Genomic DNA, 23,033 nt, shown 5'->3' on the forward strand with positions numbered 1-23,033 from the left:
AACACTCGCGAGTATGGGGCGCTATCTCATCGAACCTTTCGACCGCAGTGACCGTTACGCCACCGAGCGCTATCAGGGCGCGGCCGGGCGTAACTGGTGGCGCTGCGATCCCACGCTGCGACTTCTCATGCGGCGCCACCTGGGCGAGGGCTTCGCCTGGGCGGAGCCGTACCTGGACAAGCTCGGCGCGCTGATGGGCGGCCTGGTGGCCGAGTGCGCCGAGGAGACCGACCGCAACCCGCCGCGACTGGAGAAGTACGACAAGTGGGGCAGGGACGTCAGCGAGGTCGTCATGCCGCCGTCGTTCCACGCCGCCAGGCGGGCGCTCATGGAGAACAACTTCACCTCGCCCTCCTTCGCCGGCCAGGCCCGCGCGAACGGGGCGAACCCGGCCGCGCTCGCGGCGGCGTGGACGTACCTGCTCGATCAGGCCGACGTCGGGATGGGCTGCGCGCTCGGCACGGGCGGTGACATGGTGGTCTCCCTGGCGGAGAAGTACGCGCCCGAGGACGTACGCGATCGGGTGCGGGAGATCTTCGCCAACGGGTTCTACTCCGGCGAGGCCGCTCAGATGTTCACCGAGCGGACCGGCGGCTCCGACCTGGCGGCGCTGGAGGCCGCGGCGGTGCCCGACGGCGAGTCGTGGCTGCTGTCCGGGTTCAAGTGGTTCGCCTCCAACGCCAACGGGTCGGCGTTCGTGGTGCTCGCCCGGCTCCCTGACGGGGCCGTGGCCCCGTTCCTGGTGCTCTGGGAGCGGCGGGACGGCACCCGCAACGGCGTACGGATCCGGCGGCTCAAGGACAAGCTCGGCACCAGGTCCGTCGCGTCGGCCGAGGTCGAGTTCGCGCAGGCGGAGGCGTTCCTGCTGGCCGGCCAGGGATCCGGCTCGGGGCTCGGCACCATGATGAAGCTCACCAACGCCTCCAGGCTGGGCGTGGCCATGATGGGCGTCGGCGTGGCCAGGCGCGCGCTGGTGGAGTCGATCTGCTACGCCGGGGCCCGCGAGGCGTTCGGGCGGCCGCTCATCGAGCAGCCCCTGATGCGCCGCAAGCTGAGCGAGCTGATCGTCGAGGTCGAGGCCGCGCAGGCGATGGTGTTCGACGGGCTCGTGGGCCCGCGGCTGCGCCTCGCGCCCGCCCTGATCAAGCTGCGGGCCGCCCGGCTCGGGGTGACGGCGGCCAGCGACGCGATCGAGGTGCACGGCGGCAACGGCTACATCGAGCAGTGGCCCGTGGCCAGGCTCCTGCGCGACGCCCAGGTCAACCCGATCTGGGAGGGCGGGGACAACATTCTCTGCCTCGATGTACGGCGAGCGATGCTCCGCGAGAACGCCCACGAGCATTTCCTCGATCGATTGGCCGCTGCTGTCGACCAGGCTCCGTCGAGCGATTCGGCCACGGCCGACCTCGTCCGCGGCCGGATCGACGACCTCCGCAAGGCGATCACCGTCTGGTCTGGACTCGACCCGGTTACCGCCGAGGCGAGGCTGTTTCCGCTGGCCCAGCTCATGGCGGACGTCTACTCGGCGGCTCTGCTGGTTGAGCAGGCGGGCTGGGAAGAGCGCTCCGAGTACGGTTCCCGCAAGGCCCTGGTGGCCCGGCTCTACGTCGAAGCGCACCTCGTGGATCATGGTCCACTGCGTGGCATCGACCGTCCCTCGGAGGAGCTGGAGCGCTTCGACGATCTTCTCTCGGGCGCGTTCATCGCCTGATATTGGATCATCAAATCCGCCGCTGTTCCGCCAGAGAGATGAAGCGGTGTGGATGTGGGGCGCAGACCGGAGGGAGTTCGACTACTCAGGGTCACGATCTATGGGGAGTGGCCCAGGTAGCACTCGTCTCCCGACCAGAGGCTACGCCGCATCTGGCAGGTCGGGCGGTTGCGTTCCAGGCAGGGATTGCAGAACAGCATCAATACGCATGGCATCCTGGCGAAACGCCCTCGCAAGTTCCTCGTTTAACTCCTGGCGTTCGTTAGTGCTGCGGGTCCATTCGTTGAGCTGGATGTGATCGGCGACGCGATGCAACACGTAGCGAGCGTGATACAGGACCGAGGCAGGGACCCCTACGTCCGGCCATGGTGGGGGCGAACTACGGGGCGGAAGGACTGCGCCCTTGGTAGTGGAGCAGCTCGCCAATGAGGCGATGCTCAGCAATACCAGGAGAGTCGCATGCCGTCTCATAGCCGGGCGAGCCACCGTAATCACCCCATATTTGACTCTGAGGAGTCAGCCGTGTGCATGGGGAGAGTAAGTCGGGAGTCGGACAAAGTGCAAGGGGGTGGGTAGCCCTGACCAGTATGTATTTCAGAACGTAACCAAACTCTCTAGAGAGCAGGCTTAAAGGCGTGACTTTTAGGGTGGTTAATGCTTAATTGCTCGGTTTGATGCTTTGGGGATTATCGGAGGCGTGAGCGGGCATCCATTGGATAACCGCAGATGGAGAGATGTTTATCAATCTTTGAATGGCGGTACTCCTGGCTCGCATACGCTCCGTAGCCACCGGGAGGCCGGATGACCGAGGACAGCGCGGTCTCGCCGTACGAGGACGATGACCCCACGGTGGGGCTCCCACGACCGAGCACGATCGACCGGCTCTCGCCCGAGATGTTGCTGCGCGGGAAGCGGCACGCTCCGTCTGACGGATGGCGGCGCCTCGTCTACCGCTCGACCGGAGGGCTGATCCATCCGGGGGAGTCCCCGAAGGCGCTGCGGCAACGGGACCTCAAGGGGCGGGTGATGGCGCCCGTTTCCGACGGCCACCACCGCATCGCCGTCCTGAGCTTGAAGGGCGGCGTCGGGAAGACCACGACCACGGTCGGGCTCGGCGCCACGTTGGCCACCATCCGCGGCGACAGAGTGATCGCGGTGGACGCGAACCCGGACAGAGGCACCCTCTCCGACCGGGTCAGGGTCGAGACCGCCGCCACGGTCCGCGAACTGCTGACCGAGCTGCGGACCTTCTCCAATCCCCGCTATGCCGACGTGCGAGCCTTCACCTCCCAATCGCTGTCCAACCGGCTGGAGATCCTTGCGTCCGCGCGGGACCCCGCTGTCTCCGAGGCGTTCAGCGCGGACGACTACCGCGAGGTGGCCCGGCTGCTGGAGCAGTACTACTCGATCAGCATCACCGACTGCGGCACCGGGCTCCTGCACTCGGCGATGTCGAGCATCCTCGTGCTGTCGCACCAAATCGTGCTGGTGACCTCCCCGTCGGTGGCGGCAGCCCGGTCGGCCGAGGCGACCTTGGACTGGCTGCACGCCCACGACCACTCCGACCTCGTGAAGACGGCGACCGTGGTGCTCTCCAGCGTGCGGCCGCGCAGTAAGTCGACGGTCGACCTGGACGCGTTGCGTGCCTACTTCGGGGAGCGATGCCGCGCGGTCGTCGAGATCCCCTTCGACCCGCATCTGGAGGAAGACTCCGAAGGCGACCTCGACCGGTTGACCGAGGAAACCCGGGACGCCTACCTAGTGCTCGCCGCCACCGTCGGCGACGCCTTCCCCGCCGCCGGTCGCCGCTCACTCGCGGCTTGAGGAGGAACGTGGACAACCCCATCGAGGCCCGGCAGGTACCCGAGGTTCGGCAGAACCTTGTTGAGGATCTCTTCCGCATCGGACCTGAGCAGATGCTCCGGTTCATCCGGGACCATCCGACTGACGCCCGCCTCCTTGAGGCAAGCGCCCGAGAGACGTCCGAGCTCACTGAGCAGGAGCTGGCCGCCTACCTGACCGTCGAAACGATCAAGCGCGTGCGGGATGCCGAGCTGTTCTATGTCTCCGATGCGATGACTGAAGTCGCGGTGGCTGCCGGAGCAAGCTTGCCGGCCTTTCGGCTCATGCCTGAGGATCTGCCCGCGCCGCAGGGATTCATCGTCTGGGGCAGCCCGATCGCCTGGGCCAAGAGGGACCCCCGCGAGGCGCCGGTCGTCGCGGCCTCCTGGGCTCCTGACGGGGACGCGGTAGGGGTGAGCTTCTACTACGACCACACGGAGACTGCCCTCTACACGCAAGTGATCGAGAAGGGGGGTGCGTATCTACGCGGGCACCGCAACATGTTCGGCGTTGGGCGGCTCTCGATGACCTCCGAGGCGGTGTTCACCTTCCGGGAGGAGCCCGACTGGACGGGGCTGGACTTCGGGGAGGACACTCGCCCGGAGGATATGGGCTATCTGGAGTCGTTGGGACGCACCATGATCGCCACATGGCTGCTGGCGAGCCAGGAGATCGCGACAGAAGAACGGCTCGATCCTGATCGCGGAACTCGTCGCAGGCTGGAGCGGCAGGGGGCGGTTGTCCAGCCGATCCGGCTGCTGACGTTGCGCCGCGCCCGCCGCCCGGGGAGAGCCGAGCCGTTGGGTGCCGAGCCGGGGCGAAACTACCACCATCAGTGGGTTGTCCGAGGTCACTGGCGTAACCACTGGTTTCCCTCCCGCCAGGACCACAAGCCCATCTGGATCGCGCCATACATCGCGGGACCCGAGGATGCCCCGCTGATCGGCGCAGAACGGGTCAACGTCCTTCGCAGATGAGCAGGCCGGATGGCTTTTCAGTGGACGGGCAGGAAAGGGCTGGCCGTACCGTTCCACGAAACATGGAGCGCTTCGCGCGCCCTGGTGCACGCGACGAAGAGAAGACACCGCTGCCTGAGGATGTCGCTCTCATGCTGGAGACGGTCCACGTCCTGCGGAGTGACCTCCTTCTCGAAAGGGACGGCTCTCGCCGTTACTCCCGCCACCGCCACGCATCGAAACTCCAGCCCCTTCATGGCATGCATGGACGCCAATCGGACACCTTCGACGCCGGGGCCCGGCTGGTCCTTCACCCGGACAGCAGCGATACCGGCGGCAGCAAGTCGTTCGCCGACCTTGTCCAGGAACAGATTGAACCGAGCGCAGACGGCTATCTCGTCAGCCCGGACGCCTTGACTGACCCACCCCATCACCTGCGCGACTACGGCGGTCACCTCTGTCTGCTCGTTGGGATATCCGGTGGTGTGCGGCTGCTTGCCATGCAGCAGGGAGCGGTAGCCGGTCAGGCTGTCGGGGCCTCCTCCGCCGATGTCCTCGATAGGCGAGCCATCGATAATCTTGGTTGACCAGGTGAGGATCTCTGCGGTGCTGCGGTAGTTGATCCGTAGCCGAGCGCTCCGCCCTGCCACGGCGATGCCCAAGGACCCCAGAGATACTCTGGAGTCGTAGATCCGCTGATGCGGGTCGCCCGTGATGAACAGGTCGTCAGGCCCTTCCAGAACTGCAGCCCGCAGCACGCGCCACTGTGCGGGATGCAAGTCCTGGGCCTCGTCGACGACGACGTGATCGAAACCGTGTGCCGTCAGGTCGGCGCCACCGAGCAAGCGGGTAGCTTCCGCGCAGAGCTGCAGGTGGGTGCACTTGCCCGCAGTCCGCAACTCCAGTTGGAAGGTCTCTATTGCCTCCCATAGCTGGTCGCGTTGGCGGGGGCCTAGCGGCGTGCCGCGCCCTCGTCGTTCGGCCTTCTGATATTCACCCTTGGTGACGATCCGTTGGGCGAGTACGACATGCCGGAACTCCTGCTCCAGGAACTGCTCGGTCCAGGGCAGGTTGAGCCGCTGCCGGATCCGTCTCCACAGGTGTCGTTCGTCTGTGTCGTCGACGATGTACGGCACGCGTCCGGCCAGCTTCTGGACAGTGCGGTAGGCGTAGGCGTTCACCGTGGTGACTTCCACCCTCGCGAGCTGCTCTTCGTTGTCGATCAGCAGAGCGAGGTTCTCTCGCAGCGCACCGGCGAGTGCGGTGGTGTAGGTGGTGAGCAGCACGCGGCAGTGTGGCGAGCGGGTGAGGAGGTGCTTGACCCGGTGCAGGGCCACCACTGTCTTGCCGGTCCCCGGCCCGCCCGTCACCTGGGCGGAGCCGTTGTAGGACGGTCGGTAGGCCACTCGCCTCTGGGTTGGGTGGAGGAAGATCCGCCACGCCGCGAATGGCTTGTCAAGGATCTCGGCGAGTTCGCCCGGGCCGGTGACCAGAGTGATGCGGCTTGAGGTGTTGGCGATGGCGATGGCGAGGCTGCCGCTGGCGTCGCCCGCGGGTACGGCGGGGCGACGCTCGGCGACGACGTCTCGGTAGACCTCCTGGGGCGAGAAGCCTTCGGCGAGGAACTGCAGAACCTCGAACTGGTCCTCGGGGAACAGGGAGCCGAATGCTTCCAGCTGCGGTTTGTCAATGATCGTCCGCACGGCACGCAGCACCTGGTCGTCTACGCCGAGGTCGCGCAGCACGGTGTCGGAGTGGCGTGCGAACAGCAGGCTGGGTGCTTCGGCTGCGGCCTTCTCCAGCGCGGGGGTGAGCTGCTCAATCGCGACGACGTTACGCACTTCCAACGCCTGCGTCGCAGAGTTGACCGTGTAGAGCCGCTTGGCTGCCCAGCCATAAGCCTCGTCGTGCGGGACGACGTTCAGCAGCAGGAAGGTCTGACTTCCGTCGTCGGGCGCGAGCACGACGCCTCGCCAGAAGTCGGTGATCCTTATGGTGCGCATCCGAGGGTCGCGTGCGTTCGTCACCGATTCCAGGTGCAGGCCTTTGTCGGCTTGCAGCCCGGCGACGCTGAGCTGCTGGAATTTTGCCATCGCCTTGCGCACCCCGGCTTTGACGGGCTTCTCCAAGGCGTCATAGCTCTCCCAGAAGCTGTTGGCGAAGGCGAGCTGCGGCACGATGGGCCTCCTGGGGTGATCGTCAGGCGTGGATCATGTGCTGAGCAGTCGGGCCAGAGCCCCTATTTCGTCGAGCAGCTCGGCGGGGGGCTGATCGAGGTCGAGCGCATGCTGGTGGATCGTTATCCCGGCGTGCCGTACCCGGTGGGCGGCGTGTGTGGCGTTGCCCTTGGCATAGACCAGATGGCCCTCGGGCAGGTTGAGCGCGGTGCAGTAGGACAGCATCTGGTAGAGGTCGGCGTCGGGGAAACCCTCGGGCTTCTCGGCCTTGTACTTGGCGTCGGCCACTGCGACCGGGATGCCGTCGCCGCTGTAGCGGACGAAGTCGGGGACGATCCTGATCTGCCGGTCCTCGTCGAGATGATGTCCGTCCTGAAGGACGCAGTGGCCACCGTCGTCGGCGAGTGCTTCGCGGAGCGCGACGGTGACGAAATCTTCGAAGACCCTGGCCATGTCGAAGAGGAAGCCGCTGACCATGACGTCGCCGGGATGATGCTCGACAGAGGAGCCGTGCAGTACGAGCTCGGCCAGGCGCAGGGCCTTGTGGTAGCGCGCGTTGAGCCGGCTGGCCCGCCACGACGGCACCTGGTGGCCCCGGTCGATCGGAGTGATCTCCGCCAATCGAACGCGGAGCCGCTGGAGCTTTCCACGCGTGTCCTTCGAGACGCGCACAGGCAACCGCAGAAGCCGTTCACAGGCCGTGCGCAGCAGCCTGTTCTCCGCGATGTCAGCGGTGAACTCGTCGTGGGCAATCTCCAGCGGGAGGAACCGGCCATGATGCTTTCGGATCTGATCGGCTTCGCGGATGCGCCCGCGGACGATGAGCGCGGTTTCCTCCGTGGGTTGGTACCCCTGGATCAACCCCTGCCGGAGAGCCTCCTCGGTTTGCACGGCGAAAAGCCGCGCCAGCACGGGCAGCAACTCCGTCTCCTCCGCCATTGGCACCTCGTCGGTGCGCCACCCCTTCGGGTTACGGCTGTAGCCGAGCAAGAACAACAGCCGGGCGATGGGTACCTTTGGCCTGATTCGGACAGTGATCACGCGACCGTCGGGCAGGGTCACCGCCGTCACTCCTACCTTGGTCCCGGCCCGTATGCGCCATTGGCCGGGAATCCAGGGATCGGGCGCCGCCTCGGCGATGCCCGAGGCGGCCAATGCCTGGCCGGTCATGTCGTCCAGCGTGAGTTGACGGGCGGGAGCATGCTCGATGAGCTCGATTGAGGTCACGGCTCGTCGGTCTCTGTCGGAGGCTCGACGGCCTTTCTCAGCTCGGTCAGCCCGTAACGCTTGGCGATGTTGATGCCTTCGCCGTAGTGGTGCTCCTCCAGCAGCGGAAGGATCTTCGTCCGCCAGGTGCGATCGAGCCCGCCCTCGCGGTACACCCCCTTCTTCATCAGGTACGACGGGCCTACCTGGAAGTCGGGATCCGCGATGCGCCGGTTGAGCTCGTCCAGCAGATCGGCGGGTTCGGAGTCCCGTCCCTCGCGCTCCAGCCAGCGGCGCAGCAGGCCGCTGGTTGGCTCTGTCCTCGGCGAGAGCTCGACGAAGGAGAAGCGCCGCCGCATGGCCGCATCCACGAGCGCAATCGAGCGGTCAGCGGTGTTCATGGTTCCGATGACGAAGAGATTGGACGGCAACGCGAAGTCGTCGCCGGAGTAGGTGAGCCGTACCGACTTGTTTCGGTACTCCAGCAGGAAGTACAGCTCGCCGAAGACCTTGGCCAGGTTGGCCCGGTTGAGCTCGTCGATGATGAGGAAATGCGGCACATGCCGGTTCCCCTCGCGGGAGGCGAGATCGGCCAGCTCGCGCAGCGGACCCGCGGTCAGCCGGAAGGCTACCTCCCGGGTCTCCTCGTCCTCCTGGGGCCGGAATCCCTCGAAGAAGTCCTCGTAAGCGTACGACGGGTGGAACTGCACCAGCTTGACCTGCTCGGGTCCGCCGCCGAGGAACTCGGCCAGCTTCAAGGCCAGGAACGTCTTGCCAGTGCCAGGCGGCCCGTACAGGACGAGCTGCCGGTCATCCCAGAGCAGGTCACGAACTTCGCGCAGCCACTCAACGTCGTGGACGAGGAGGTCGTCAGCGAGTTCCTTGGTCGGCTCCGGCAGTTCCAGCTCTCGCCGTGCGGTGAGTGCGGGGAGTTCGGCGCTCAGCTCGCCGGTGATTCCCTCGGCTTCGTCGATCAGCTCCTCGTCGCTGCGACCGAGGCCGGCCACCAGTGCATCGACCGAGGTGAGGTCGACGACGTCGTGCTGGATGGAGAGCTTCTGCTGCAACTCCTCGGGCAATTCCTCATAGGGGTAGCCGATGCTCTGCCATTCCATCGGTCGGCGCAGGTTCGATCTGCCTCCCTCGGAGGCGACCTGCTCGACGTCTCCCGTGATCTCACCGACGTAGAGGTGACCGTTGGAGATGGTGCAGACCGTGTCGCCAGGCTTCATCCGTGACAGGAAGAAGTGGAACTCCTCCACCAGCCGTGATCGCTGGCTGTAGGCGACCGACTCGTAGTCCTCGTCGACGAAGGTGCGCAGCTGGTCCTTGGTCATCCCCTGGGTCACGCCTTCGCGCAGGCGGCCCGCTGCCAGACTCACGCGTTGTTCGGACAGCCACAGCCTCTGGACGAGGTCCATTCCGGAGACGTTGGAGCCGCGGATCAACCAGACACGGTTAGGCCCGTGCCAGGACGCTTCCAGGAAGTCGGCCAGAGGATGCCCATCGGCGGTCTTCCACTCCAGAAATCCGTTGGAACTGCGGCCAACGAGAATCTCGGCTGCCGACGACGGGGAGTTGCAGACGATGTCCTCTGCGGTCTCCAGGTAGTCAGGCCAGGTCGTCGACCGGATGATCTTGCCTTCGGCGATCAGCCGCTCCCGCAGCCCGTTGGATGCGGGCATCCGTACCGGGAACGAGGGCACGACCTCTGCCCGGACAGGTGACCCGGCAAGCACCTTGAACCTCTGGCTGCCGTTAGTCCCTTTCTCGTCCAGCAGCCGTCCATGCCCAATGGGGCCGCCATGCGGCAGGCGGATACGGAATTCGGGATATTCGCCGGACATCAGGCTTCCTCCGTCACTGCACGGCTGGCGCGAGCCGGATGGCGGGGGCCGTGACCGGGCGGGGGGGTGAGCGGCGAAATGTAGGTTTCACCGTCGATGAGCGGGGTGCCGAGGTCCACGCCTGCGAGATCCATGCGGTCGTACTCGGCCAGGATGAGGTCTTTGGTGCGGTAGGTGCCGTATTTGGCAATCTCGTTGTTCTTGAGGCCGCCGGTCTCGGACTGGAAGGTTTCCAGGATGTACTCGACGTCGTCACGGGCGATGCCATAGAGGTGAAAGAAGTAGGCGTCCAGCTCGGCGCGGATCTGTGCCCGGCGGTCCTCGTCCCACTGGAAGGGCTCATCGAGGTCGCCGAGGTCACGGGCAAGCCCGCTCATGTCGTAAGCGGTATAGACGAGTTCCAGGACGCGCGTGGTGGTGAAGCAGGTGTGGGGCTCCAGCATCTGCGGTGTAGGGACGGGAAGCTGCTTCCAGATCATCAGGCCCAGATGGATGCCACCCACCTTCTGCCTGCTGACGAAGTCGAAGACGAGCGAACTCTGCGCAGCGATGAGCGCGGCAACTACGCGAGGGGTGGTACGGGGAAGCATCAGCAAGATGGTATTGCCTACCGCAGAGAGAGGGAGGAACAACGGAACGGCGGTGCGCTCATTGGTTGCCGAGGTCACATCGCACCAGCCGCAGAGCCAGTCTCGCCCCCACTTCAGTTCCTCCAGACGAACAGCTACCCCTGGGATCTTGACTTCCTTCTTCTTTCTCACGGTCGGGATTAGTCCACGATGTGTAATCCAGTTCAACGGCATCGCGAGCCGCGACGGATCCTGAACTTCGTTTACGGACAGGTAGCGCGGTTGGTTTTGGCGGTTGACTGCAGTCTCGCTCTTGACGACGTCGGCAGCTCGATGATTGAAGTACGTGACCATCTTGGCCTCGTATACCGGCAACATCCCCTCCTCGCCCCGAAGGAAGACGTTGTCTCGCAACATCCAACCCTCTGCCTCGGCTCTCTCTCTGGAACGGAACAGGTCGGAGTCATCAGTCAAGTCGAAGTGGCGCGTGAAATCGATGGGCCATGCATTGATGTGCTGCTTTGTCTCATTCCACAGCACAGGGAGTCGGCGGTAGATTCCCAATGCCAGATCAGCGTCCCGACGCGTACGAAAAACTGGCACGTTGCCAGTGTTGGGATTGATGAGCGCGATTTCGTCCGGAGTGAGCTCGAAAATCCGCTCTGTGTCGTCGAGGTCGACGGCCTCCCGAAGGAAGAACGCATATTTGGCCGCGGGTTCACTCAGCCTTCGTCCGACCAGTGAAAATAGGCAGAACTTTTGACTAGCGTGCACGCCGGCAAATAGCAGCCTCCGATTCTCGAAATCATAGAGGCATTTTATTGACCCAAGTCGTGTGAGGCCACTGAATAGGTGCTGTGATCCTGCGCCAGTCGCGATGGCAGTAGGGACTATGCAGCCGATTCGGCCTTGCCCGGCGACAATGGAGGTGAAGCGTTCTACGAAGAGTTGATCAGTCTGGAGTGAAATAACGCCCTTAACTGATAGCCCTTTCGAGCACAGCGGGAACACCCCCGAGCTGCCTGCGTAGTGAAATGTAGTCTTGATTTTCCTTCGCGACTTATGATATTCCTTGCCTGCCTCCAGATTCTCCTGACACCATTCAACGATTCGAGCCCTCCTCGCAGCACCAGCCATGGCCGCGATAGACGGCTCAACGACACTGAAGTACTCTTTCTCTGCGAAAGCCACCTCATCCCAAGGCGGGTTACCGAGCACACATGAGAATCCGCCTGCCCAGCCAGTCGCCGGGTCGACGTCCGGGCCGCCGTGCTGCGGCACCGTGAAGACATCGGGGAACGCTAGGTGCCAGTGGAAGAATCGATACTCTTCCCGAAGCCGTTCGATCTCCTCATGGGTTTTCTGCGAGGCGGCCTCAGCCGCAGGGTCCTGAAGGGCGAGGAAGACGTCATGGGTGATCGCGGGTGGGGCGTCCTTGGCCTTATGCCACATGAATGACGCGCACCAGGCGTCCGCCACGTGCCGAGCCCGGACATACTCGGGTGAGGACTCCCACACCAGGTAGTCGGCCTCCTGTTGGTGAACCTGGGCGAGGGTGTTCGACGGCTTAGCGGCGATGGCGCGCAAGCCCGAGGCGAATGCGGTGTTGGTTACCTTCATCTCCACTTCCAGATCGAACAGACCGCCCTGACCAGCGCGCTCCTGTTCGTTCTGGTTGGCGAGGAACCTCGCATATTTCTCGTCGTCGCCTTCGACGGCCTTGAACGCCTTGGTTGGGATGCCGTCCAGCATGAGCGCCGGTGTGGCACCGATCAGCGCGTTGCCGTGCTTGATGTGCGCGTCGAGGAAACCGAGTGCCTTGCCCGGCTCCATCGCCTCCAGCCAGAGCGACACCTTGGCCAGCTCGACCGCCATGGGGTTGAGGTCCACCCCGTAGACGCAGCGGGCGATCACCTCGTGCAGTGCATGCCTTACGGCATCAAGGGTCGGCTCGGGGTTGCTCTCGCGCACGGCGGCGACCCGTTTGGCGATGCGGCGGGCAGCGGCGACCAGGAAGTGCCCAGACCCGCAGGCCGGGTCGCAGACGGTCAGCGACAGCAGCTCAGCGACGATGTGCTCGCTCGGGTCGGGTGAGCTGGCGACTGCTGCCTTCTGTTCGCCGCGTTTCTGGGCGTCGTCGATCACCGGGTCGAGCGTCGAGTCCAGCAGGGTCTCGATCAACGAGCTCGGAGTGTAGTAGGAGCCGGTCTTCTTACGGTCGTTGCCGAGCCGGTTGACCAGCTCAAACGTGCTGTCCACAGCGCTGTGCTTGGGAACGAGCTCCAGCAGCGACTCGTAAATGGAGCCGAGCTCCTCCGAACCCATGTTGCGGTAGTCGACCTGCCGCCAGCGCGCAGAGTCCACGTCACGGACCCGTGACAGGTGCCGGACAGCCTCCAGCAGATCGGCGTTGGCCAGCGAGAGCCCGCGCAATGGGGCGTCGGCAGGCTTGTCGTCGTACAATCCGCCGAGTCCGGGGAGCCCCAACTTCTCGTGCCCGTCCTCGTCTCCCAGAGCATCGAGGACGATCTTCAACGATTGGTAGAGGTCGCTGTGTGCCGTACCGCGACGCCGGGCGGCCTGGCGGCGCAACCGACCGGAGGAGAAGTAGGTGGCGTAGCGGCGGCGGGTCTCCTCGTCGGTCTCCGGCGTGTGGAGCAGGTCGCGGTCCTCGGCTACGAACAGGAAGATCAGGCGGTAAGCGAGCCGCAACAACGCGTTGTGGAAGGCGTGCACGTCCAGGTTGCGGCGCAGTTCCCGGTTACCGGGATGGCGGAGGAACCCGGTTCCCAGTGTGGTGATGGCTCGCTGAACGCCGTCGCGGTGGTGGTCGAGCGCCCGAGTGCCCGAGGTGATCGCCTCACCGCGCCACTTCTCCAGCCAGCAGGCCGAGGCTGCCTCGCCGTCCTCGACCCGGAAGCGGGTGACGTGCAGTAGCCGATACAGCAGGACGAACTCGCTGAACAGTTCGCCGTCGAAGATGGCTTCCAGGTCGAACTCGACGTAGGAGGCCGTGGCGAGCGCGTTGGAGTCGCGCAGGAGGCGCAGTTGTCTGCCGTTGGTGACGACGCCCCACAGCTGGGCGTCGGTACGGTTCAGGCACTCCTGGATGAGTGACTGCGGCGGGATCGTGCCGGAACCCTGGCGCTTGTCGAGCAGAGAATTCCAGGTCACCAGATGGAGAGGGACGTGGTTCCAGCGATGGCTGATCGCGAAGGTCTTGGCACCGTCGTCGGAGCGGATGCCTGCCGAACCGACGGGGGTGAGGTCGCCAAACCCGAGTTCGGCGAAAAGCGGTTCAAGCCACTGCGTGACCGCCAGCCCCGTCGGATCGGCGGGGATCTCGGCCTCTGGGGCGACGGGCAGCTTTTCGCGCAGCTCCTTCCAGACCGACTTGAGGTAGTCCCAGTGCCGCTCGGCATCGTCACGGACCGTGCGCGAGCCGATGACACGGTAGTCGGCGGGGAGCGAGCCCTTGACGTCCTTGGCCTCCGAGATGCGGAGCAGCATGTCGGCGGGCAGCAGCCCGCCCACGGTGTGGACGGCGGGGAAGACCTGATTGCGGGCGACGGCGGACATCAGGCGGCTCCCACCGGAAGGTAGACGTAGGCGCCGAGGATGTCGGCGTTCTGCTGGACGGTGACGGTGAGGCCACGGACGATCTCGCCGGAGGCGCTTCTGACCCGGCGGTGGGAGGCAAGCAGCTCTGCGGCGAGCTGCCGGCCGTACTCCTCGAGGTGGGCGGTCGTGGCGGGCAGGCCGTCGAGAACCCGGCTCATGGTCCGCACACCGAAGTCGAGGTCGGTGTTGTCATCGGCAGTGACCTCCAGCAGCGCCTGGGCCTGTTCGGTCGGCAGCCAGGTGGCGTTCGCGGGGGAGCCCTGGAAAGCCAGCAGCCGCACGTCCTCGGCGACCAGCTGCCGCATCCCCATCCGTGACGGCAAGGTGAGATGGAAGCGATAGCGGGCCAGCAGGAGAGTGGTGCGCGTCTCGATCGCCTTCGTGCGGATCACGCCGCAACGACGGGCTGGGCGTCTGCCGTCGGCCTGCTGATCGAGGGCGGCGTTGAGCACGTAACTCGCCAGCGCGCCTACCACGGGATCGGTGCGGACCAGTGCCACCTCACCCCGGGCGACCGCGGCGGTGTTCCGGAAGGGGACCGGACGGCCCAGTTCCACAGCATCACCACCGAGGACAGGAGCGAGAGCGTCGCGCAGCCCGGCGGGAGTTCCGCTGAGGTCGGCGGTGAAGCTCTCGTCTGCCCCTTCCTTCAGGAGCCCTTCGAGATCCCGCAGAGCGTGCCGGACGAAGTCGCGGATTTCGCCGGTGCCCCCCAGAGCGTCCCTGATCGAGGCAACCTCCAGCGCGACCTCCTGCGGGTGGACGGAACGCTGAGCGAACCGGGAGCGGGAGGTCCGCTCACGTTCCGCGGCCGAATTCCAGTCGGCCTCCAGCGCCTCGGTCCTGCCCTCGATCTCTTCGAAGCTGAACAGGGCCTCCTGCTCACGGTTCTGGCTGCGCATCAGAAGCCACTCGACGATCGCGTCGGTCACACCGGTGGAGGCGGCGTCCGGGACGGAGACCGAGATGCCCAGGTCCTTGAAGATCTGCCGGTGCTTCCTGATGAGGACTTCGAGGACTTTTCCGTCGATGCCGTTGTCACTGCCGTACAGGGTGATGACCTTCACGGTGTCACGCTTCTGCCCGTAGCGGTCGACCCGGCCCTCGCGCTGGTCGTGGCGGGTCGGGTTCCAGGCGAGGTCGTAGTGGACGACAGCGTCGAAGTAGTGCTGGAGGTTGACACCCTCCGACAGACAGTCGGTCGCGATCAGGACACGGCGTGCCGCCGGGTCGCTGCCCGCGAGGTCGGCCAGCTCGTCGATGCGCTGGAGGCGTTGCTGGGGGGAGAGCGTGCCGGTGACGGATTTGACCACAGTCTTCTTGCCGAGTTTCCCGTCCAGGTGCTCGGCGACGTAGTCGGCAGTCTGGATGTAGCGGCAGAAGACGATCGGGTGGTGGCCGTCTGCCAGCAGAGCCTTGAGGTGCTTGATCAGAGCTGCCAACTTGAGATCCTCGGCGGGGCCTTCCAGCCGTTCGGCCCGGTCGGCGAGCTCGGCCAGGCGGGCTCCCGCTCCGTCGATCTCCGCGCCGGGGACAGCATCGATACCCTCCAGGGCGTCGCTGTCGGCGGAGTCGCTGGTGAGCGGGGCACCGAACCGGTCCGCCTCCTCCGCGGTCGCCGCTTGCGCGGCAGCAGAGCGGGTCCGCAGCGTCTGGGCTGCGGCGCGCGGAGAGGAAACCAGCGAGCGGAGCAATGCGATCGCCGACCACCAGGCGATCCGGGCCTCCCTTTTCCCGCGGTCGCCTGCTGCGCTCACTCGTTCACCCGCGTACGCCAAGGCGTCGTCGAGCAGAGCTCGGTAGGCGGGGGACAGGCGGTAGGTCTCGTCCTTGAAGAATCGATCGGAGGGGAAGGAGGTCTCTTCCGCGAGGCTGTTGTCGGCCAGACCGTCGTCAGTCGTGAGGAACTGGCGGATGTCGGCCCTCTTGCGGTGAACGAAGTGCTGGGCGAGGAGGACTCTGCCCGCTTCGGTGTCGAAGTCGGCTTTTGTCAGCTCCGGCTTGACGAGGCCGAGCAGGTTGCGGAAGGCGCTCTCCTTGCCGCTGTGCGGAGTCGCCGTCACCAGCAGCAGATGACGTTCGGTGTCGGCGGCGACGCGTTGGAGGAGTTCGTAGCGCAGCTGGTTCTGAGTGGAGGTCTTCTCATCGGTCGCCACGCAGGTGTGCGCCTCATCAACGATCACCAGGTCGGGGCAGTGCCGCACAAAGTCGTCGCGGTGCCGGGTGGATTTGATGAAATCTGTCGAAACCACCACGTGCGGGTGCCGGTCGAACAGCGACTGCCCCAAATCCAGGCCTCGCTCCAGCTTGGCGACCGTGGAGGCCAGCACCAGTTCGGCATCGATGCCGAACTTGACGCGCAGCTCCTCCTGCCACTGCTCGGCAAGCGCAGGGGAGCAGAGCACGGCCAGTTTCTTGGCGCTGCCCTGGGCGAGCAACTCGGCGGCGATGAGCCCGGCCTCGACGGTCTTGCCGATGCCGACGTCGTCGGAGATCAGGATGCGGACAACCCGCTGGCGCAATGCCATCATCAGCGGAACCAGCTGGTAGGCGCGTGGCTGCACGGCGATCCCCGCCAGGGAGCGGAAGGGGCCGGCGCCGGATCGGAAGCCGATGCGCAGAGCCGAACGCAGCAGCCCTGCTGCGTGCTGGTTGCCCAGATCCGCCGGTGAAGGCGGAGCGAACTCGGCGCTCGTGACCTCCTCCAGCCCGCGGAAGAGGGCGGCGATGTCGTCGTCGGCCCCGCCCAGCGGGCGAAGGACGAGCATGTCGGGAGCGCTGTCCGGCAGCACGACCCAGTCTCGGCCGCGTGCCGAGACAAGGGAGCCGGGAGTGAAGGAGCTCATCGGGGTGTCAGGTCTCTTTCTGGCTCAGCCGCCGAAATAGCGCGTGAACTGTGCGGCGATGGCTGCCCAGTCGCCGTTGTAGGGGAAACGGACGACGTCCCAGCCCTTGTCAAACAGCCGCTCCTCGGCGTCGGAGTCCCGCTCGGCGATCACTGCGTGATCGTGCACGGGGCCGTCAACGAAGACCGCGACGCTCGCGCCAGGCAAGCGGTAGATGTAGTCGGGGCGGGCCAGCGCGTCGGTGATGAAGGTCTGGGCCTCGTCGGGCAAGCGCAGTCCTCTGTCCTTGAGCCAGATGATGAGCTCGCCTTCGAGGCTGCTCTCCGCCTGGGAGGTCAGGCGTGCCAACTGCTCGGACCGAGACTCGCCACGGCCCGTGGTGACGGCTTCGGCTGACGCGAAGCGCAGGAGCAGGTCACGTACGGCATGGCGATTGATCGCGCCGTGGTGGCCCTGGTTGCCGTAGGTGAGCAGACACTCGTAGCAGCCCAGGGCGCAGAGCCGGTCAGGGTGCGGGCCGCCCTGATCGGTACCATCGGGGGAGAAGTGGCAGATCGCGAGCGCCTCGGCAGCGGCGCGGGCCAGCGCCTGGGACTCGGCCTGCATAAGTCGCAGCACTCCGGCGCCGCCCTCTGCCGCCTCAGTGAACAGGATCCGATCGCGGGGACCCTCGTCCGGAGGCAGCAGCTCGCTGTTGAGCTCGGAGTCCTCCAGTTCGAAGGCTGCCTCGATGCCACGTTCCAGCGCGTACATCAAGGAGAGCGCGACCGGCAGCTCCAGCGGCTGTTCGAGCTTCAGAACCAGGATGTTGCGCCGGTCTTGAACAAAGGGGATGACCCGCTTCTTACGGCGTTTCTCGTTGCCGTCGGTGTCGACGACGGGCATCTCGCTTGAGTCGCCGGAGGCATTGGAGGCGTCGCGCTCGTTCATCCAGCGGCCGTCGGCAGGGTCCAGCCAGAAGCCGGCGGGCTCATCCTCCTTGGCACGCACCCGGCCCATGTTGGAGATGCGGACCGTCGCCGAGTCGCCGTAGGAGAGGGTAGCGAGTGCTCCGGCCGCATCGGAGAGTAGCGCGTCCCGTCGACCTGGGCGCTGCCCGTGATCGTGGAAGCGGTAGGAGGTGACGAGCTTGAACCCTGCCTTGCGCCGTTCCTCCTCATCGGAGGAGATGCGTTCCCGCCGTTTGGTGTAGACGGTGTGGAGCTGGAGCAGGCCAGTGATCTTGTCTTCGCCGGTAAGGGGCCTGTCGCACATGCGGCACTTGTCGGCGTTGTCACTGACGTCGTGGTGGTAGCCGCAGCTCAGGCAGCGCCAGGCTTCGGTTGTGGCCACGTCACCGGTTGAGTCGGGCGGTAGCTGGATGCGTTCGACCTGGTAGCGGGCACCCTCGTGGTAGATCAGAGCACCCGGGCCGAACTCGCGGATCGCCAGGAAGCGAGGTCGCTGCAGATAGTCGCCGTCCCCGAAACGTCGTCCCGTGGTGGGGATGTAGGCAGCCAGCGGCAGACGCGGGAAGGAGTAGCCGGGAAGGAAGCCCTCGCTGGCCAGGTAGCGGTAGGGGTTGAAGTCCGACAGCACCGACCTGCTGTCCACGCTCTCGTTCTTGAGGAGGTTGAGCTGGGTCTCAGCCTCCCGGCGGCGGCCCACGGCGATCTTGCGGTCGCGCTCGGAGAGCGTGTGGTCCAGGACGCGGCGGTTCTGCTCGGCCTGGTCGATCAAGGCTGCGCGGAAGAGGTCGCGCCAGCGGTCGAAGTCGCGGTCAAGCTGCTCGGGCGCCAGCCGTACCTTCTCCTCGATCCACTGATCGTGCCACCAGGTGGTCTGCGCGAACTCCGGGAGCAGCGCGCCGAACACCTTCCGGGCTGCCGCGACTGTGCTCGCCTGCGTCCGCTGGTCGGACAACTTGTCGAAGATGTGGTCGTGGAGGGGGAGGGAGGGATCGGGGTGCCGGCTGTTCTCGTCGAAGCCGATGTCGATGACCTCGGGAATCGCGCGACCCAGCTTCAGCCCGGCCTCCGCCAGCCAGATGGCCTGGATATGGGAGCGGACGAGGTCCTCATTGGCCAGGTCGAGGCGCGGTGGGACGACGGCTCCGGCGACCATGCGCTCGGAGCGGCGGAAGTAGTACTGGTCGTGGCTGTTGCCGGTCGCGCAGTACGTGGTGACGAGCGCGGGTTGGCCGGACCGGCCCGCGCGTCCGCTGCGCTGGGCGTAATTGGCCGGCGTGGGCGGCACGTTGCGCATCATGACGGCGTTGAGTTCGGAGATGTCGACGCCCAACTCCATCGTGGGAGAGCAGTAGAGCAGCTTGAGATCCGCCTTGCGGAAGGCCTCCTCACGGCGTTCCCGTTCCTCGGGGGCGACTTGGGCCGTGTGCTCGCGGGCGGACATGCCCGCCAGCGCGCTGGCCGTACTGCGGTAGAGGTCGCGGAAGAACGTGTTGACCCGGGGGCCGTCTCCGCTGGCGTAGGTGCGGGTCAGCGGGTCGTGGACACCTGTCTCGCCGGTCCCGGCCCGCCAGATCAGGCAGGCGGCCGAGATGCGGTAACCCGTGATGGCCGGGCCGGTCGCTCGGCGGTAACGGCCCGCTCGCTGCGGGACTGCTTCGATCTCCGTCACCAGCTTGGCCTTGGACAAGACCTTGAGCAGATCGACGATGATCTGCTGGGCGTCCTCGTGCGGCAGCCCCTTGAAGTGCTCGCGCTTGAGGTACTTGCCGAATTTGCCGCGCCCGGACACGAACAAGCCGGAACGGTCGATGCCCGGCCGGGAGCCCTGGGGATAGGCGGTGCCTACCTGAGGCCGGTCGCCGGGAGACAGCGTCCAGGGGTCGATGAGGCGCTCCTCGCTGGCCCGCTGGAGGGTGTCGAAGTCCTCGCGAAAGTACTGGACGTCGATGGCCAGGGCTCGGCGCATCTCATCCAGCAGGGCTCGCATGATCTCGGCGCGGCGGCCTGGTTCGGCCTCGCGCAGCTCGACATGTTTGTCCGACCACCGCTCCTCTTTAGCGGCGATCCAGTCGAGATCCGCATAATCGATCACGAGGAGGCCAGTCTGCTCCAGGTTGGGCATGGTGATGCGCCAGCCCCGCTCTAGGTCAAGGTAGAGACGGAAGGCGACCACGTCCCGCAGGGTTCTGGCGGCATTGCGCGCCATCGAGGGCGACAGGTCCGAGCTTCCCGCGTAGTCGGCCAGCTCAAGCCCGAGGGCACCCGCGACCAGGGCGGCGAGATCCTCGTGACTGATGCCGTCCTGGCCCGCCTCTACCGCGGCATGGTAGAGCGCGCTGCGCAGCTGGGTGATTTGGACGAAGTCGTTGAAGTGACCGGCCTGCAGGGAAGCGTCCTGCCGGTTGTCGACGAAGGTGAGAAGTTTCCGAGCTTCCTTCTTGAGCGCCTCGGGGGGCGCCTCCTTCAACGAGCGGACGATCGAGGCGGACACGAGCGAGGTCGCCGAGGAACGCCCCTCCTGATCGAGCCGGGCCAGCTTGGCGAAGTCCTTCCCCCTGGTCTGTTCGTAGCTCACGCCGCAGTGCAGGCAGAAGAGGAACGGGGAAGGGATGAAGGCGGCCTGCAGGTCACCGCGGCCCTCGACCCCGTAGGGGTCGACGGTGATGGCGCTGGGCAGCCGCTCCCGGAAGGCGGTGCGGACCACCTGGTTTCCCTGATCGTCGAACTCCAGCCAAGACTCGGGCAGCCGCCGGTCGCCCATGGCCTGCTCGGCTGTGGGCGGCCATGGCCGGTCGGTGTCGATGTAGAGGTAACCGTCACCAGCCCGGCCGCCGGTGGCGGCGGTGTCCGGGCGGGAGCCGTACAGGATCTGGCCGCCCTTCTCGGTACGCCAGACCGTGAGGTACTCCTGCCCGCACTCGCGGCAGAAGGCTAGCGGCAGCAGGAGTTTGCCGCCCGAGCCAGGTTGGATCAGCTGGTAGTCCCGGGTCAGCGGGCGGGTCAGCGGCTCCTCGATGGTGACGTAGACGGTGTCGCCCTTGGACAGGAACTGGTGCAGCCGGAAGGCGAACAACGGCCGGTCGGTGACGGGGTTCCTGGCCTCGGAGCCGGCCTTCAGCGTCTGGCGGATTGCCTGGGCACACACCGTCTCGGGCAGCCCGCTGGCCAGGCCAAGTTCCTCGGCCGCTTCCTCGATCTTGGCCGGCTTTTGGCGCACCAGCCGTCGGGTCTCGTCGGTGGTGAGCCCGAAACGGGTCTCGATCCACCGGGCGAGCGGATCCTTCACCAGGTCGCCGTAGGCGCGTGGCGCCCCCGGCGCCTTTATACGCTCGATGGGCACTACGTCGGGCGGCTCTTCGGTGGCTCGCACCAGGGTTTCGCCGATGACGTTGCCGGGGTCGATTGGAAGGCCGAACAGGGTGGTGGCCACCCCAGCGACGGCCTTGCGCCGCGCCTCCGCCGTGCCCTCGCTGGACATGGTGGCGGACGTGCCGATGCACTGCAGCCGTTCGGCCTTGCAGGCTTCGCGCACCCGGCGGATGAGCAACGCCACATCGGCGCCCTGACGGCCCCGGTAGGTGTGAAGCTCGTCGAAGACGAGGAACTCCAGACCGCTCGCCATCTTGATCAGCGAGCGGCGATCCTCCGGCCGCGTGAGCATCAGTTCCAGCATCACGTAGTTGGTGAGCAGGATGTCCGGCGGATTGTCGCGGATCTCCTTCTTCTCGTCCTCGGTCTCCTGGCCGGTGTATCGACGGAAGGTGACCCGCTCGTTGCCCTCGCCGTACCCGAAGATCAGGTACTTTCTGAGCTCCTCGCGCTGGCTGTTGGCCAGGGCGTTCATCGGGTACACGATGATCGCGCGGACGCGCTTGCGAGCCGCGGCGCCCTCTCGTTCACGGTCGCGGAGCACCTTGTCGACGATGGGCACGATGTAGGAGAGGGACTTACCCGAACCGGTGCCGGTCGTCAGGACGTAGGACTCGCCCCGCTGCGCGAGGTCGATCGCCTCACGCTGGTGGCGGTGGAGGGTGAGCGGGCGTCCATCGCACACCCGGCTGTCCTCCGTCTTGCCGGACTGGAAGATCCGCGCGCATTCGTCGTCGAGTACACCCTCGGTGGCGAGCTCGAGCACGGTGCCACCGGAGGCGAAGAACGGGTTGAGCGACAACCACGGGTCGGGCCACTGGGATTTGGCGTCCAGGTCGTCCTCGACGAAGGCGGCGATCCGCTCGTCACGGATGATCGTGCCGCCCTGGGTGAAGTCCCGGTAGTCCTCGATGAGCCGCCGGTGCACGTCGAACACATCCATGCCCGAGGTGAGCATGGTTCGCACTGGCTCGACAGCCGGTTCGGGCACGGCGATAACGCGCAGGTCGAGGACGGGGTTGAACTCCTCCCAACCGGTGACGCGCTCCTCGCCTGCGGCGAAGGGCGACAGGGTGTCGCGTACGGCTACGGCGTCGGCAGGGCGTTCGGCCGGATCCTTGGCCAGCAACCGGTCGATGAGCCTGGCCATGCGGTCAGGGACGTCCGAACGAAGCAGTCGTACCGGGGGCGGGGTTTCGTTCTGGTGCTTGTGCCCCAGCTCGAAGGCGGACTCGCTGTGGAAGGGCGGAACTCCGGTCAGGAGCTCGAACAGGACGCATCCGAGGGCGTAAAGGTCCGCTGCCTGTGTGACCGCCGAATCCTGGAACTGCTCCGGAGCCATGTAGCGGGCGGTGCCGACCGTCATGCCGGTACTGGTCACTCTGGCGCTCTCGATGTCGTCGAGGATGCGGCCCATCCCGAAGTCGAGGACCTTGACGACGCCACCGCGGGCGATCATCACGTTGGACGGTTTGAGGTCGCGGTGGATGACACCGGCCAGATGTGCGGCCGACAGTCCGTTGGCTATCTGAGCCCCCAGCGCGGCAGCCCAGGAGATGGGCAGCTGAGGCTGCTCGGCGACCAGTTCGCCGAGCGTGCGCCCGTCGATCAGCTCCATGGCGAGGTACGGCTGGCCGCCCGAGGCGACACCACCGGCGATGGTGCGGGGGAGATTGAGGTGGTCGAGCCTGCGCATGATGCGCACCTCGCGAGCGAACCTCTCGACCGCCTTGGGCTCCAGCCGCGGACTGCGCAGGATCAGCTTCATCGCGACCAGGTGACCGGCGGCCTCCAGATCCTCGGCACGGTGAACCTCGCCCATGTTCCCCTTGCCGATGGCCCCCAGCAGGCGGAACCGTTCGGCCACCACGTCCAGGCTCACGTCAACTCCTCGCATCGGTGATATCTAGAATTCCCACGCTGAACTGTGATGCAACCC

10 protein-coding genes are annotated in these 23,033 nt (G+C 66.0%); 3 read left to right on the plus strand and 7 right to left on the minus strand.

All coding sequences use genetic code 11. The annotated features are described in order from the left end of the window. Positions 1 to 13 precede the first annotated feature (13 nt). Complete coding sequence (locus ABEA43_RS10855; RefSeq protein WP_345560755.1) at positions 14 to 1,711, plus strand: acyl-CoA dehydrogenase family protein; 1,698 nt, start codon at positions 14 to 16, stop codon at positions 1,709 to 1,711. Between the two features lie 141 nt (positions 1,712 to 1,852). On the opposite strand, the gene ABEA43_RS10860 is transcribed toward ABEA43_RS10855, so the two are convergent. Further along, on the minus strand, positions 1,853 to 2,029 hold the full coding sequence (locus ABEA43_RS10860; RefSeq protein ID WP_345560757.1) for a hypothetical protein: 177 nt from the start codon (positions 2,027 to 2,029) through the stop codon (positions 1,853 to 1,855). A 483-nt stretch (positions 2,030 to 2,512) separates the two neighbouring features. Here ABEA43_RS10860 and ABEA43_RS10865 point away from each other — a divergent pair, with 483 nt between their 5' ends. Both ABEA43_RS10865 and ABEA43_RS10870 read left to right on the plus strand, forming a co-directional pair. Next, positions 2,513 to 3,535: a MinD/ParA family ATP-binding protein gene (locus ABEA43_RS10865; RefSeq protein WP_345560758.1), complete on the plus strand. Its 1,023-nt coding sequence runs from the start codon at positions 2,513 to 2,515 to the stop codon at positions 3,533 to 3,535. Positions 3,536 to 3,543: 8 nt separating this feature from the next. Beyond that, entirely contained in the window at positions 3,544 to 4,530 is a 987-nt protein-coding gene (locus tag ABEA43_RS10870; RefSeq protein ID WP_345560760.1) for a hypothetical protein, read from the plus strand. Positions 4,531 to 4,547: 17 nt separating this feature from the next. On the opposite strand, the gene ABEA43_RS10875 is transcribed toward ABEA43_RS10870, so the two are convergent. The 6 genes from ABEA43_RS10875 to ABEA43_RS10900 are packed head-to-tail and all read right to left on the minus strand — an operon-like array spanning position 4,548 to position 22,976. After that, positions 4,548 to 6,686, minus strand: coding sequence for a UvrD-helicase domain-containing protein (locus ABEA43_RS10875; RefSeq protein ID WP_345560762.1), 2,139 nt, complete (start codon positions 6,684 to 6,686; stop codon positions 4,548 to 4,550). 33 nt (positions 6,687 to 6,719) lie between these two features. Continuing rightward, positions 6,720 to 7,856 (minus strand): McrC family protein, encoded by a 1,137-nt coding sequence (locus ABEA43_RS10880; RefSeq protein ID WP_345560764.1) that lies wholly within the window; start codon positions 7,854 to 7,856, stop codon positions 6,720 to 6,722. A gap of 53 nt (positions 7,857 to 7,909) precedes the next feature. Then, on the minus strand, positions 7,910 to 9,739 hold the full coding sequence (locus tag ABEA43_RS10885) for a DUF4357 domain-containing protein (RefSeq protein WP_345560766.1): 1,830 nt from the start codon (positions 9,737 to 9,739) through the stop codon (positions 7,910 to 7,912). Next, positions 9,739 to 13,887, minus strand: coding sequence for an Eco57I restriction-modification methylase domain-containing protein (locus tag ABEA43_RS10890; RefSeq protein ID WP_345560768.1), 4,149 nt, complete (start codon positions 13,885 to 13,887; stop codon positions 9,739 to 9,741). Before ABEA43_RS10890 ends, ABEA43_RS10885 begins: the two co-directional genes overlap by 1 nt. Beyond that, the gene (locus ABEA43_RS10895; RefSeq protein ID WP_345560770.1) at positions 13,887 to 16,775 is read right to left on the minus strand and encodes a DEAD/DEAH box helicase; all 2,889 of its coding nucleotides are present in this window, start codon (positions 16,773 to 16,775) and stop codon (positions 13,887 to 13,889) included. Before ABEA43_RS10895 ends, ABEA43_RS10890 begins: the two co-directional genes overlap by 1 nt. Positions 16,776 to 16,799: 24 nt before the next feature. Continuing rightward, positions 16,800 to 22,976, minus strand: coding sequence for a protein kinase domain-containing protein (locus tag ABEA43_RS10900; RefSeq protein WP_345560771.1), 6,177 nt, complete (start codon positions 22,974 to 22,976; stop codon positions 16,800 to 16,802). Positions 22,977 to 23,033: the final 57 nt, after the last annotated feature.

Source organism: Nonomuraea rosea (assembly GCF_039539705.1).
Classification (GTDB): Bacteria; Actinomycetota; Actinomycetes; order Streptosporangiales; family Streptosporangiaceae; genus Nonomuraea; species Nonomuraea rosea.